Below are 13,652 nucleotides of genomic sequence, written 5' to 3'. Positions count from 1 at the left end.
TGCGCCCTATCGCGAGCAAGCCCGCTCCCACCAAAAGAGTGAAGCCGTTACAACCCGCGTTCAGCCAACCGCGCCGCCAACGCCTTGGCCTGCAAGGCCACATCGGTCACGGCGGTACTTTCCCACCATTCGCCACGCAACGGCGGGCCCATGGCAAACAGGCGTTTCGCCGGTTCCGACTGCGCATTGAGCACAGCCCCTGACGGATCAGCGGCGATACCCAGGCCCAGGTTGCCCGCACGAATCAAACCCCGCTCCAACAACTGACGCGGCAAGGCTTTATCGACCCGACGCCAGTCGTATTCAATGCCGGTGGAGTTGATCAGGCCATCCCCTTCAACCAGCCTCACCTGCGCCTGCCCACGATAGCGCAGGCGAATCCGCGGACGCCCGTCAGCGCTGACCTCCACGCCCTGCAGTGACGCGGCATTGATGGTCAAGCGCCCTTCCCCCAACAGTTGCTCCAGCAAGGCATTACCCTGGGGCGGGGAACGGTGGTGATGGCTTTCCCACCACGGCCGCACATGGCGCACAAACTGGCGGCGCTGAACATCACTGGCCTGGCTCCACAACCGACCGATATGCACGCGCACGGTGTCCAGCGGTGCCTGCCAATCAATGCCCGCCGCCTCGGCCAGCTCACACTGGCGACGCAACGCCCGGAGCAATTGTAACGGGCTGCGAATCTCCGGATCCCGGGTCAAAAAGTCTTCCCAGGCCGGTGGCTGACGCCGCACATGCGGCAACAGGCCGTGCCGTGAAAATACCTCGATGGAGCCTCGATGCCCGGCCCGATTCAACGACTCAAGCGCATCGACCATGGTCAGCCCGGAGCCAATGATCAGCACCCGTGCATCCACCGGCAAACCGCGCAATGCCTGAACATCCCAAGGGTCCAGCGCCGCTGCATTAAGGCCGCTGGACTGGCGCTGCGCCGTACGCGCGGCCGGGAACATGCCGGTGGCCAACACGGCCACCGCCGCCTGCAACTGACGCCCATCCTTGAGGGTCACCTGAACCCGGTTTTGCTCGGTTTGCAGGTCGATGGCTTCGTCACGCACATGGGTCAGGCTTGAGCCTTGCGCCGAACCGGTGGCCAATGCTTCGGCCAGCCGCTGCTGGGCATACTGGCCAAACAGCCCGCGTGGCGGGAACAGGTGCTCGACCGGCACGTCCTGCAACGCCGACTCAGGCCAGCCGCCGCTTGCAATATGCGCTTTGAGCCAACGCGTCAGATCGTCGGCATCGTCCGGGTCAATGCTCATGCGCGCCGCATTGCCGTTCAGGGTGTGCCCCAGTTCTGTGGCACTGTAAGCCTCGCCCCGCCCCAGTTCGACCCGCGGCTCGACCAGTACGATATTCCGGGCACCCGGCAAACGCAGCAATTGCATGGCCAGCAAGGTGCCGCTCAGGCCACCGCCAACAATCAACACATCGGCCTCGCGGATGGCAGGCGTTGCCTGTCCGCCTTGTGGCTCACTCATGGGTATTCTCTCTTTTGAAGACAGCTCATCACGCACGTTCTTTTTCACGCGCCCGGTTCAGTTCGCCGAGGTTACGGTAGCCGGCACCGGGGTGCCAATCCGCCAGTTTCGGGCCTTCGCCAAACAGTTTCTCGCGCAATGTACCCGGCGCATATTCCTTTTTGTACACCCCGCGCTTTTGCAACTCCGGTACCAGCAACTCCACCGCGTCGATAAAGGTTTCGTGGGTCACGGCATAAGCCAGGTTGAACCCGTCGACGTCGGTCTCGGCCACCCACTCTTCAAGCAGGTCGGCCACGGTTTCCGGGCCGCCGACAAACAACGGGCCAAAACCACCGATACCCACCCAGTCGGCCAGCGCATTTGGCGTCCAGATCGTGTTCGGATCGGCAGTCGAGAAGGTTTCCACTGCCGACTGGATGGCGTTGGTATGCACGTGCTTGAGCGGTTCGTCAGGCTTGAACTGGCTGAAGTCGATACCGGTCCAGCCTGAAATCAAGGCCATCGCCCCTTCGTAGCTGACGTAGCTTTTGTACTCTTCGAACTTGGCTTTGGCCTTGGCGTCGGTCTCACCGACGATCACCGTTTGCAGGTTGAAAATCAGGATTTTCGACGGGTCACGGCCCGCCTCGGCAGCACGACGGCGAATATCGGCCACGGTCTTTTTCAACAAGGCCTTGGACGGCGACGCCACAAACACGCACTCGGCATGTTCAGCGGCAAACTGCTTGCCACGGCTGGAGGCGCCGGCCTGGTACAGCACCGGCGTACGCTGCGGCGATGGCTCACAGAGGTGAATGCCGGGCACCTGGAAATGCTCGCCGACATGCTGGATCTCATGGATTTTGCTCGGATCACTGAATACCCGGCGCTCACGGTCACGCAAGATCGCGCCGTCTTCCCAGCTGCCTTCCCAGAGCTTGTAGCAAACCTCCAGGTATTCCTCGGCGAAGTCGTAGCGCGAGTCGTGGGCCGTCTGGGTTTTTTGCCCGAGATTCTTGGCCCCGCTTTCCAGGTATGAGGTCACGATGTTCCAGCCGGCACGGCCCTTGGTCAGGTGATCAAGCGTGGACAGACGCCGGGCGAACGGGTACGGGTGCTCAAACGACAACGACGCAGTCAGGCCAAACCCCAAATGCTCAGTGACCATCGCCATGGGTGGAATCAGTTGCAGCGGGTCATTGACGGGCACTTGCGCCGCCTGACGAATCGCTGCCTCGCCGTTGCCGCGATAAACATCGTAAATGCCCTGCACGTCGGCGATAAACAAGCCGTCAAACTTGCCGCGCTCGAGGATTTTTGCCAGATCGGTCCAGTATTCCAGGTCCTTGTATTGCCACGAACGATCACGCGGGTGCGCCCACAGGCCGGGCGACTGGTGGCCCACACAGTTCATGTCGAAAGCGTTGAGACGAATTTCACGGGACATCTGTTTACTCCTGAAGCTGAGGCGGTATGACGCCGTTCAAACGGTAGTTACCAATAATCCGGGCCTGCCAGCGCAAGGGTTCGCGGCCTTCCAGAGAAGGCGACGGCGAACGGCTGCCAGTGAGTTCTTGCTGCACGTTGCCCACCGCCTGCAACGCTTCGGCGCTGGCGAGCACGGCTTCGGCCGTCGCCACCAGGGTCTCGGCAGCCGGGCCAACAAAGTGTTGCGCACGCAGATATAGGGCTTCGGCCACGTCGAGGCGAATGTTCAGGTCGCCAAACTTGCCGATGATGTACGGGTCGTCCACGGCCTTGCTTAAGCCGCTGAGCGCCCACGGTTGGGCCTGTTCGCGAACGAATGTGAGGGTCTTCTCCAGGCCTTGTCGGGCCAGACGCAGGTCTTCGGCCGCTGCTGCAAGCTGGTTGGGCAAAGCGATTGCCGGGCTGTTCATGGTGGTGAGTCCTCTATCAGTTCCAGGCATGGCGTGGAGGCAGAATGCCGTTGAGCAGACGATTGCCGATCAGGTGGTATTTCCAGCGCGCCGGGTCATGCAGGGTGTGAGTGCGGGCGTTGCGCCAAAAGCGGTCGAGGTTGTGTTTGCCGAGCACCGAGCGCGTACCGGCCAGCTCGAACAGCTTGCTGCTGGCGAGCAAGGCGATCTCGGCTGAAAGCACTTTGGCCTGAGCCACAATCACCGAGGCTTCAGCCACGCTCTCTTCGCTGGGCGAGCGCAACGCATGGTCAATGGCCCGCCCGGCCTTGGCCAGAATCGCGTCGGTGCCGTGCAGGCGCCATTGCAAATCGCCAATGGCGGCAATCGTGTAAGGGTCTTGCCAGCCGTGATCCAACTGGCTGTCGACCCACGGGCGGGACAACCGCGCATGAATCAGCGCCTGTTCAAAGGCGCCATGGGCAATGCCGGTGTCCACTGCCGCCTGAATGATTTGCGAGATCGGACCGTCTGCCGTGGGCTCTTCAAAGGCTTTGTACGCCGGGATCACGGCACTCAATGGCACGCGCACGCCTGCCAATACCGCACCACCACTGGCGGTGGTGCGTTGGCCGAAACCGTCCCAACTGTCAATGATGGTCAGCCCCGGATTGTCGCGCTCGACGAAGGCGATAAAGGGACGATTCTGTTCATCCACGCCCACCGCCGGGACGATATGGGCGAACAGTGCACCGGTGCAGTAAAACTTCTCACCGTCGACCACAGCATGCTCGTCTTCAAAGCGGATCCGGGTCTGAAAGGCGCCGACATTTTTGCTCTTGGATTCTGAAAAGGCGTTGCCGAAACGCCAGCCCTCCAGGGCTTTGCCGTAGTAGTAACGCTTTTGCTCTTCGCTGCCGGTGTGCAGCAGGATATCCAGCACGCCCAAGTGGTTTTGCGGGATTTGCCCCAGGGACGAGTCGGCAGCCGAAATGATCTTGATCACCTCGGCAACGGTGACATACGACACCCCGGCCCCACCGTAGGCCTTGGGCACCGTAATGCCCCACAGGCCACTGGCGGCAAACAGATCCAGCTCGGCCACCGGCAAACGCCGGTCCCGGTCACGCACCGAGGCTTCTTCAGCAAAACGCACCGCCAGGGCTTTGGCGATCTCGATGGCCTCGGCATCCGAGGCGATCACATGGGCCTTGGCAGGGGGTGATACAGAAATGCTCATGGGCAGACTCCAATCCAGTGGAAAACACTGAAGTCCCCATTGCACAGGTCGTGCCGTTTTTAAATATCGTTATAAATCAGATAGTTATTAAATTTAACGTTGAACAGATAACAACAACTCACGTGCAATCTGTCCACTTGCTGTTGGCTAAGCAACAGTTGCCATAGCAACACATACCTGTAGGACCGAGCTCGCCTCGCGATCTTTTGATCTTCAAAAAAGATCGCAAGGCAAGCCCGGAGCGGTGCTGTTGGATTGGCGTACAACGTGTTAATCCACTGTTGGAAAGCCAACAGTTGGGCTGGCAAAAACACATCAAACGCCCGGATTATCGGCTTGCGACTTAACGGCACAGAGTGTGCAACGGACATGCCAGTGACCTTTATTTATGCAGGAGCATTGTCATGAGTCAAAACCCTCTGTCCGTCGGCACCGACTACGAAACGCTGGCCAATCGTTTTCGCCCACTGTTCCGGCAAATCGCCGCCGGGACGGTGGAGCGCGAGCAGGCACGCGACCTGCCTTTTGAGCCGATACGCTGGCTGAAAGAGGCCGGGTTTGGCGCCGTGCGGGTGCCCGTGGAGTTCGGCGGCGCGGGGGCTTCAATCAGCCAGCTGTTCCAGTTGCTGATCGAACTGGCTGAGGCCGACTCGAACATTGTGCAATCGCTGCGTGGCCATTTTGCCTTTGTCGAAGACCGCCTCAATGCTCCACCGAGCCCGGCGCGGGATGCCTGGTTTGCGCGTTTTGTAGCGGGGGATCTGGTGGGCAACGGCTGGACCGAAATCGGCGCGGTTAAAATCGGCGAGGTCATCACTAAAGTGCGCCCGGCAGGCGAGAATTTTGTGCTCAACGGCGCCAAGTATTACAGCACCGGCAGCATTTTTGCCGACTGGGTGGACGTCTACGCGCAGCGCTCGGACAACGGCGCCGATGTGATTGCCATCGTCGATGCCCGTCACTCAGGCGTCAGCCACAGCGATGACTGGGACGGCTTTGGCCAGCGCACCACCGGCAGCGGCACGTCGCTGTATGTCGAGGTACCGCTGAGCGCCGAGCAGGTGATCCCGTTCGAAACCCGCTTCAAATACCAGACCGCGTTTTACCAGTTGGTCTTGCTGGCAGTGCTGGCCGGGATTGGCCGTGCCGTGGAGCGCGATGTGGCCCATGAAGTGCGCACCCGCAAGCGCGTGTTCAGCCAGGGCTCTGCCGATACCACCCACGGCGACCCGCAAATACAGCAGGTGGTGGGGCAAATCTCGGCACAGGTCTACGCCGCCGAAGCGGCCACCCTGCGCTCGGCCGAACCGCTGCAGCGCGCTTACCTTGCGCGTTTTGCCAACGATGCCGAAGCCGAACGCCAGGCCAATATCGACGCCGAAATTGAAACGTCCAAGGCTCAGGTCGTGGTCTCGGAACTGGTACTGCGGGCAACCACCGACCTGTTCAATGCACTAGGTGCCTCGGGGGTCAGCATCAACAAGTCGCTGGACCGTCACTGGCGCAACGCCCGCACCGCCGCTTCGCATAACCCGTGGATCTTCAAGGCACGGATCATCGGCGACTGGGTGGTCAACGGCATCGAACCCAAATACGTCTGGCAGATTGGCAACAGCGTAAAAAGTTAAAAGACGTAGTCGCTGACGAGGCACGAGGCTGCGATGCGGGCCGCAGGACCGCCGTCAGAGGGGTCGCTTCGCAACCCATCGCAGCCTCGTACCTCGGCAGCGACTACAGGTTTTTGAACAGTTCAAGCGTGGGTCAAATACCAGCGCCAGTCCTGCTCACCCACTTCAGCGTTGAACAGCCGGTACTCCTGCCACTTGATAGCCAGGTAGACCTTGATAAACCCCTCCCCCAGCGCTTCCCGTGCCCAGCTTGAACGCTCCAGTGCCAACAGCGCAGTGAGCCAGTCGGTGGGCAGAAAGTCAGTCGCCTGCTCATAGCCATTACCTACAATCGGCGCCCCCGGATCGATCTGCTGACGGATGCCGAGATGGATCCCTGCCAGCAACGCAGCCGCCGCCAGATACGGGTTGGCGTCGGCGCCGCAGATACGGTGCTCGATGTGCCGACTCTGCGCAGGGCCACCGGGCACGCGAAATGACACGGTGCGGTTGTTCACCCCCCAACTCTTGGCCAGTGGCGCATAACTGCTGGCCTGAAAGCGCCGGTACGAGTTGGCGTGAGGGCAAAAGATCGCCAGCGAATCCGTCAGGGAGTGCATCATCCCGCCGATGGAGTGACGCAGCAGCGGCGTACCGTGCGGGTCATCACTGGCGTAGAGGTTATGCCCCTGTTCATCGGCCATACTCACGTGCAGGTGCAAACCGCTGCCTGCCTGATCGCTGAACGGCTTGGCCATAAAACAGGCCTGTAGCCCGTGCTTGTTGGCCACCCCTTTGACCAATCGCTTGTAGCGCACGCCTTCATCGATGGCCTGCAGTGCGTCGAAACGATGCTCAAGGGTCAGCTCGACCTGACCGGGCGCGTACTCGGAAATTGCCGTGCGCACCGGCAAGCCTTGCGCTTCGCAGGCGGCATACAGGTCGTCCAGAAACGGCTGTAGCTGCTCCAGCTCGTAAATCCCGTAGACCTGCGGCACCTGCGGGCGCGCGCCATTGGCTTGCAGTGCCGGTTGCGGGCGGCCATTGGCGTCACGTTGGCGGTCGAGCAAATAAAATTCCAGCTCAACCGCCATCACCGGGTGGTAACCGTCGGCCTTGAGCCGGTCAATGGTCTGCGCAAGCACATGCCGGGGATCGGCCGGGGCTGCTGGCAAGCCCTGTTCGGGGTGCATGCTCACTTGCAACTGGCCGGTCGGCGTGGTGCGCCAGGGTTGTACGGTCAGGCTGCCGGGCAACGGGTATGTCCAGCAGTCTGCGTCGGCCACGTCCCAGACCAGCCCGGTGCTTTCAACGTCTTCACCCAGAAGGGTCAACGCCAGAATCGAACTGGGCAGCGGTCGCCCATTGTCGTAAATGGCCAGCAGTTCATCGCGGTGCAGCAACTTGCCACGCGGCACGCCGTTGGCGTCGATCAGGAACAGCTCGATGCTGCGCATCTGCGGGTTGGCAGCCAAAAAGGCTTCAGCTTCTTTTCTATCGGCAAACTGCATATCAAACCTCGTGAGTGGCGACGCGGGCACCCGGCAACGCCAGCAAGATGCTTAGCGCTTGATCCAGTTCGCCAATTAAACGTTCGACGTCCGCCGCGCTGGTGGACGGACAGCACAGGGTCATGTTGTGGAACGGCGTGATGAGGATCCCGCGGTTGATCAGGTACAGGTGCAAGGCCATTTGCAGGCTGTCGTGGAACGCTGCCTCGGCTTGCGCGCCGGTTTTAGGGGGCGTGGCACAGAACTGAAACTCGCAACGCGCGCCCAACTCTGTCACCGACCAGTGCAGGCCGTGCTGTTTAAACACTCCCCGCAGCCCTTGGGCCAGATCGGCTGCCAGCGGCAAGATGTGCCGGTAGGCCTGTTCGGTCATGACCTCCTGCAAATTGGCGCGCATGCAATGCATGGCCAGGGCATTGGCTGACAGGGTCGTGCCCATGCCGCTGTGGCCATGCCCGGTACTTTGCTCAGTGTTTTGCTGTTGCACGGCCTGCATCCCCGCCGCGACTTCTTGGGTAAACCCGAATACCGCGCAGGGCACGCCCCCTGCAATCGGTTTGCCGACCACAAAAAAGTCCGGCTGCAAGTCCCACAGGCGGGTACAACCGCCCATGCCGGTGGAGATGGTGTGGGTTTCATCGATGATCAGCAGGCTGCCATAGCGGCGCGTCAGTTCACGGCACTTTTGCATAAAGCCGTCAGTGGGCAGGACCATGCCGATATTGGTCATCGCCGGTTCGCACAACAGCGCGCAAACATCGCCCTGAGCCAGCGCCGCCTCAAGGGCGTCGACGTCATTGAACGGGATCGAGCGGCTGAACTGGGTCAGGTCGTAGGCCTGGCCGACCAGGCCGGAACGATGCACCGTGGCGCCCTCGCGATTGCGCACCATCACGTCATCCACGGTGCCGTGGTAGCAGCCGTCGAACACCAGCAGTGTCTTGCGTTGGGTGATCGCCCTCGCCCAGCGCACCACGTAGCGGTTGGCATCGGTGGCCGTGGCGGTCACCTGCCAATACGGCAAGCCAAAGCGCTCGGCAAGCAGCTCGCCGCAGACCACTGCATCTTCGCCGGGGAGCATAGTGGTCAGGCCTCTGTGGGCTTGCTCGATCATGGCGCGGGCAATCGGCTCGGGGGAATGTCCGAACATGCTGCCGGTATCGCCCAGGCAAAAATCGACGTATTCATGACCGTCCACATCAGTGAAACGTGCGCCTTTGGCCTGCTGCACAAACAGCGGCGTGGGCATTGACCAGTCACTCATCCAGTGCATGGGCACGCCGTTATACAGGTTGGCCCGGGCCCGCTCTGCCAGCGCAATCGACTTGGGGTTGTTCTCGATGAAACGCTCGCGTTCGGCCGCTGCGAACACTTCAACCGCTGCTTCGCTAATTCCACTGATCGACATGCTTAAGTCCTTTTTGCTGCGTGTTGTTGTTAGTTGCCAGCCGAGAGGCCGCAATCGATGACCAGGTCGGCGCCGGTAATCGAGCGCGCACCGGGCTGGCTCAAGAAAAACGCCAGTTCGGCTATTTCCTGCGCCTGAATAAAACGCGCACGCGCGCCCTGCGGGTACTTGTCCAGCAAGGCCCGGTAATAGCCTTGTGTATCGCCCTGGCCGTATTGCTCGGCCTGAAACCTGAGCATCGGGGTCTCGATATCTCCGGGGGAAATCGCGTTGCAACGCACGCCAAAGGGTGCCAAGTCCAGCGCCAGGGTTTTGCTCAGCAACGTCACCCCGCCTTTACTGGCGCAATACGCGGCGGCGTTTTTATTGCCTTGGCGACCGGCATCGCTGGAAATATTCACGATGCTGCCTTCAGATTCCTTTAAATACGGAATGGCCGCAGCGCACATAAAAAAAGTGCCCTTGAGGTTCACATCCAGCACCAGATCAAAGTCTTCTTCGCTGCATTCCTCTACCGGGCCTTCACGCCAGACACCGGCGGCGTTGATCAGCACATCCAGACGCCCCATGGCCGCCACGGCAGCGGCAACCACCGCTTTACACGCTGCGGGGCGGCGAATATCGGCTTGGTAGTCAACCTCTAAAGCCGCGAGGTCGGTGGCGAAGACCTTGCAGCCCTGCTTTGTAAAATGCTCAACCAGCGCTCGCCCGACGCCGCCTGCGGCACCGGTCACCAACACTGAAACAGTGGACTCAGACATTCAGGGCGCCTTGTTTTCGATCAGACAGTTGCCGCCATCCACCACCAGCACTTCGCCGGTGATATAGCTGGCCTCGGATGACGCCAAAAACGCCACGGCGCTGGCCACTTCTCGCGGGTCGCCTGCACGCCCTATGGGCACGTAACGTGCAGCTTCTGCTTCTTCGGGCGTGCTGGAGCCGGTGGCGATCCAGCCGGGGGCCACCGCATTGACGGTAATGCCGTGGCTGGCCACTTCCAGGGCCAGCCCCATGTTCATTCCGAGCATCCCGGCCTTGGCCGCGCTGTAAGCCGACTCGCCAGGGTTGCTGCCGCGCGTGCCGGTGGTCGAGCTGATATTGACGATGCGCCCGTAGCCACGGGCTTTCATGCCCGGCAACACGGCGCGGGTGAGCAAAAAGGCACTGGTCAGGTTGCGCGCCAGCGACAGGTTCCAGGTGTGCAAATCCATGCTCGCCAGTTCACTGAACGGTTCCGGGCTGCCCTGCATGGCCATGCCGGCGTTGTTCACCAAAATATCGATGCGCTCCCAAAGGCTTTCAGCCCACTGCCCCAGCTCATGCACTTGATGTTCATCGGTCAGATCAGCGACCCGGCCGTGGGCGTCAAAGCCTTCTGCTCGCAGCTCTGCGACCCGCTCAGCAATGCGCGCGCTGCTGGCAGTAATGATCAGCTTGACCCCGGCCGCCCCCAGCCTGCGGGCAATGGCCATGCCGATACCCCGTTCGCTACCGGCGCCACTGACGAGCGCGACGCGCCCCTGATCAATCGCGTTGAACATGCTGCGCTCCACTTGCGGTTGTGATGGGACTGGAATTTAGGTTCATAAAGCTGATAAAAAAAGACGATTATCATCAACAAAACTGACAACCCATGGCCTTTACCAGCGAAACACTCAAGGTTTTCCTCGCCGTCGTCGACAGCGGTTCGTTTTCTGCAGCAGCGCGCAAGCTCGGGCGCGTGCCCTCGGCGGTGAGCATGGCGGTGTCACAACTGGAGGCCGAACTGGACCTGGTGCTGTTCGACCGCTCGACCCGGAAAGCCATCCCCACCCCCGCTGCCCGCGCATTGGAGCCGCAGGCCAGACAGGTCGCCAGCCAATTGAACCTGCTCGATGCCCATGCCTTGCAACTGCATCAAGGGCTGGAGCAACGCTTTATCGTGGCCATGGCCCCGGAGCTGCAAACCGGGGTCTGGAGCCGCCCGCTGGCGACGCTGGCCAAAGAATTTCCCACCCTGGAAATCGAAATCCGCTCAGCTTCGCAGTCCCAGGCCATCCGCATGCTGCACGAGGGCACGGTGCAACTGGCGCTGGTTTTTGAGCGTCCGGGTATTGATGAGCGCGAAACCTTTCTCGAGGCCGGCAGCCAGTTGCTGGTGGCCGTGGTGTCGCCAGACCACCCTGCGGGTGGCGAGCAGAAAAGCCCGCTGCGTGAAGAAGAGCTGGTCAATACCCGGCAGATTATCGTCGCCACCGACGAGCCCACCGGCTCCGACCCGCGGGTGGTGCTGTCACGCCGTGTGTGGTTGAGCGACAGCTACCTAGCGACTCTTGATCTGGTACAAGCCGGGGTCGGCTGGGCATGGTTGCCGCGACCGTTGGTGCAACCCTTGATTGCAACCGGTGCGCTGACCGAAGTGGTGTTTGACAACATGGCCAGCCAGATGCGCTTGTGGGTTGACATTGTCTGGGTCAAAAACCGTCCGCTGGGATTAGGCGCCAGCCGTTACCTGGCGCTGATGCGTGAGATGGTCAACAGCGAACCGCGCCGCTCGTAGATTGGCACCACCGTCACCTGATCTGCCGCCCCGTCTTCAACGCCGAGCTGTCGCGTAGCAAACAGGCCACCGATAATCGACAGCATCACCCAATCGGTTCCCTCTCCTTCGGGAGAGGGACTCTTGGATCAAAAGATCGCGAGGCAAGCTCGCTCCTACAGAGGGGTTATGTGCCTCGTTCGAAAATCGCGCCTTCGATGCCCAGCACTTCGCGGGTGTCGGCATAGATGCCCACGCCCTTCTCCCAGACTTTTTTGATCGCGCCATCCGCGCAGCGAATGCGATAGCTCAATTCAAACGGTTCGCAACGCGTCAGGGCGTATTGCACTTCGCGCCAGACGTAATCGGCATCCTGTTCCAGGATCAAGCTGTTGTAGGTGAATTCATGGTTGTCCACCAGACGCTCCGGCGGGTAGCCGGTCAGGCGCAAGCACCCGGCGCTGACAAACTCCATGGTCCAGTCGCGGTTGTTGCGCCCGCGATAGATCAACCCCGGCATGCTGTCGAGCAAACTCGCGCTGCTGCGCTGGCTGGCTTGCAGGGCAATCTCGCGGCGTTTGTGCGCGGTGACGTCGCCTGCCACCAGATAAAACCCGCCAGGCCCACGCTTGAGGCTCACCTCCAGCCAGCGCAATTCGCCTGAGGGGTGAACAAAGCGCAAGCGCTGGCTGAACGTGGTGGCCGGGCGCCGTTGCAGTTCTAGCAGGGCCTGGCGCCATAACGAGCGGTCTTCACGGTGTACGTAGTCGATCAGGTTGCGCTGCGCCGACGGCTGGTCCATCAACTCGACCCAGGCCCGGTTGAAATGAACGATTTGCCCGTTGTCGCGCAGCTCCAGCAGCGCCGCCGCAAAACCATCCATCAGCGCCCACGACGGCACCTGCGGCTGTGTTTCTCGTCGTTCCATCATTTAATGTCGCTCCTCGGACCGGTTCGATGCCCCGTTATGCACCCAGGCTGCCAGTTCGAGGCGTGAGTGCAAACTGAGCTTTTGCAGCAAATTCTTCACGTAGATTTTCACTGTGCCGTCGCTGATCCCGAGTTTGCGGCCGATCTGTTTATTGCTCATGCCCGCCGCAATCAGCGCCAGAGTCTGGCCTTCGCGCTCGGTCAGGTGACTTGTGTCCAACGGATCGCACGCACTCACCGCCTCGTTTTGATCGGCGAGCAAAGCAATCAAGGTGGAATCCAGAACAATCGCGCCCTTGTTGCAATTGCGCATGTAGGCCAGCAAGGCATCGGGTTCGGTTTCCTTGAGTACATAACCGTTGGCGCCCAAGCGCAAGGCGCTGAGCAACTCGCTACGGTCCATGGACGCGGTCAGCACCACGATCTGGCACTCCAGGCGCAACTGGCGCAGTTCGTCGAGCACTTGCAAGCCGCTCAGGCCGGGCATGTGCAAATCCAGCAGGACTTGCTGCGGTGCCAGGCTGACGGCCAGGTTGATGCCCTCGCGCCCACTGGCAGCCTGCCCGACCACTTCGAAGTCGTCACTGGCACTGAACAGCTGCGCCAGGCCCTTGCGAAACAGCGGATGATCATCGATCAGCAATAAGGTGGTGCTCTGCATCGAAACTCCCCTCTGGCACGTCTGGATGGCCGACCAGCGCAAGGTGCACACGCACCCCGTGCGGGCGGTTGGCGTCGATGCTCAAACGTGCGCCAATGCTGGCCGCCCGCTCACGAATGATCGCCAGACCAAAATGGTTTTCTTCACCGGATGCAGGGCTCAGGCCGATGCCGTCGTCTTCGACCGACACCGATACCTCGCCGCCCTGGCTTTGCCGCAGTTCAATGCGCACATGCCGCGCGTGCGAGTGGCGCACTGCATTGGCCAGCGCCTCGCGGATGATCTGCAGCACCTGCAATTCGGTTTCCGCGCTCAAGGCGTTGTCGGCCAAGCGGTTATCCAGCTCGAAGACGATGATGCAACGCCGGGAAAACTCTGCCACCGAGTCTGCCAGGGCCTGGCGCAACGAGCGTCCGTCCATGGTCAGGCGGGCG

13 protein-coding genes are annotated in these 13,652 nt (G+C 61.2%); 2 read left to right on the top strand and 11 right to left on the bottom strand.

Annotation, left to right across the window (positions count from 1 at the left end):
* Nucleotides 1-47: 47 nt before the first annotated feature.
* From GHO25_RS17515 to GHO25_RS17500, 4 genes are read right to left on the bottom strand one after another with little or no spacing between them, the layout of a single operon-like run.
* Nucleotides 48-1,484, bottom strand: a complete 1,437-nt coding sequence (locus GHO25_RS17515) for an FAD/NAD(P)-binding protein (RefSeq protein WP_153391471.1) — start codon at nucleotides 1,482-1,484, stop codon at nucleotides 48-50.
* Nucleotides 1,485-1,512: 28 nt separating this feature from the next.
* Nucleotides 1,513-2,913, bottom strand: coding sequence for an LLM class flavin-dependent oxidoreductase (locus tag GHO25_RS17510; RefSeq protein WP_153391469.1), 1,401 nt, complete (start codon nucleotides 2,911-2,913; stop codon nucleotides 1,513-1,515).
* Between the two features lie 4 nt (nucleotides 2,914-2,917).
* The gene (locus tag GHO25_RS17505) at nucleotides 2,918-3,364 is read right to left on the bottom strand and encodes an acyl-CoA dehydrogenase (protein ID WP_153391467.1); all 447 of its coding nucleotides are present in this window, start codon (nucleotides 3,362-3,364) and stop codon (nucleotides 2,918-2,920) included.
* Between the two features lie 16 nt (nucleotides 3,365-3,380).
* The gene (locus GHO25_RS17500) at nucleotides 3,381-4,583 is read right to left on the bottom strand and encodes an SfnB family sulfur acquisition oxidoreductase (RefSeq protein WP_048369112.1); all 1,203 of its coding nucleotides are present in this window, start codon (nucleotides 4,581-4,583) and stop codon (nucleotides 3,381-3,383) included.
* A 404-nt stretch (nucleotides 4,584-4,987) separates the two neighbouring features.
* Here GHO25_RS17500 and GHO25_RS17495 point away from each other — a divergent pair, with 404 nt between their 5' ends.
* The gene (locus GHO25_RS17495; protein ID WP_153391464.1) at nucleotides 4,988-6,211 is read left to right on the top strand and encodes an acyl-CoA dehydrogenase family protein; all 1,224 of its coding nucleotides are present in this window, start codon (nucleotides 4,988-4,990) and stop codon (nucleotides 6,209-6,211) included.
* A 122-nt stretch (nucleotides 6,212-6,333) separates the two neighbouring features.
* Here the strand turns inward: GHO25_RS17495 and GHO25_RS17490 are convergent, their stop codons facing one another.
* Genes GHO25_RS17490 through GHO25_RS17475 form a run of 4 tightly spaced genes read right to left on the bottom strand, consistent with a single transcriptional unit; the run spans nucleotide 6,334 to nucleotide 10,650 of the window.
* A complete protein-coding gene (locus GHO25_RS17490) occupies nucleotides 6,334-7,701 on the bottom strand; it encodes a glutamine synthetase family protein (RefSeq protein ID WP_153391462.1) in 1,368 nt (455 codons plus the stop codon).
* A 1-nt stretch (nucleotide 7,702) separates the two neighbouring features.
* Nucleotides 7,703-9,109 carry an aspartate aminotransferase family protein gene (locus tag GHO25_RS17485; RefSeq protein ID WP_153391460.1) on the bottom strand — a complete coding sequence of 469 codons (1,407 nt, stop codon included), beginning with the start codon at nucleotides 9,107-9,109 and terminating at the stop codon, nucleotides 7,703-7,705.
* 29 nt (nucleotides 9,110-9,138) lie between these two features.
* Nucleotides 9,139-9,870: an SDR family NAD(P)-dependent oxidoreductase gene (locus tag GHO25_RS17480; RefSeq protein WP_153391458.1), complete on the bottom strand. Its 732-nt coding sequence runs from the start codon at nucleotides 9,868-9,870 to the stop codon at nucleotides 9,139-9,141.
* Complete coding sequence (locus GHO25_RS17475; protein ID WP_153391456.1) at nucleotides 9,871-10,650, bottom strand: SDR family NAD(P)-dependent oxidoreductase; 780 nt, start codon at nucleotides 10,648-10,650, stop codon at nucleotides 9,871-9,873.
* A gap of 92 nt (nucleotides 10,651-10,742) precedes the next feature.
* Between GHO25_RS17475 and GHO25_RS17470 the strand changes: the two genes are divergently transcribed.
* The gene (locus GHO25_RS17470; RefSeq protein WP_153391453.1) at nucleotides 10,743-11,648 is read left to right on the top strand and encodes a LysR family transcriptional regulator; all 906 of its coding nucleotides are present in this window, start codon (nucleotides 10,743-10,745) and stop codon (nucleotides 11,646-11,648) included.
* Between the two features lie 166 nt (nucleotides 11,649-11,814).
* On the opposite strand, the gene GHO25_RS17465 is transcribed toward GHO25_RS17470, so the two are convergent.
* The 3 genes from GHO25_RS17465 to GHO25_RS17455 all read right to left on the bottom strand — a co-directional run.
* Complete coding sequence (locus tag GHO25_RS17465) at nucleotides 11,815-12,558, bottom strand: PAS domain-containing protein (protein WP_153391451.1); 744 nt, start codon at nucleotides 12,556-12,558, stop codon at nucleotides 11,815-11,817.
* Nucleotides 12,559-13,218 carry a response regulator gene (locus GHO25_RS17460; protein WP_153391449.1) on the bottom strand — a complete coding sequence of 220 codons (660 nt, stop codon included), beginning with the start codon at nucleotides 13,216-13,218 and terminating at the stop codon, nucleotides 12,559-12,561.
* On the bottom strand, nucleotides 13,187-13,652 hold a 466-nt coding region (locus GHO25_RS17455; protein ID WP_178110131.1), incomplete at its 5' end, for an ATP-binding protein. The genes GHO25_RS17460 and GHO25_RS17455, both read right to left, overlap by 32 nt.

The sequence above is a fragment of the Pseudomonas sp. FSL R10-1350 genome (assembly GCF_009600525.1).
Classification (GTDB): Bacteria; Pseudomonadota; Gammaproteobacteria; order Pseudomonadales; family Pseudomonadaceae; genus Aquipseudomonas; species Aquipseudomonas helleri.
Note: the sequence above shows the minus strand (reverse complement) of the source record. Positions and strands in the feature narration are given on the sequence as shown.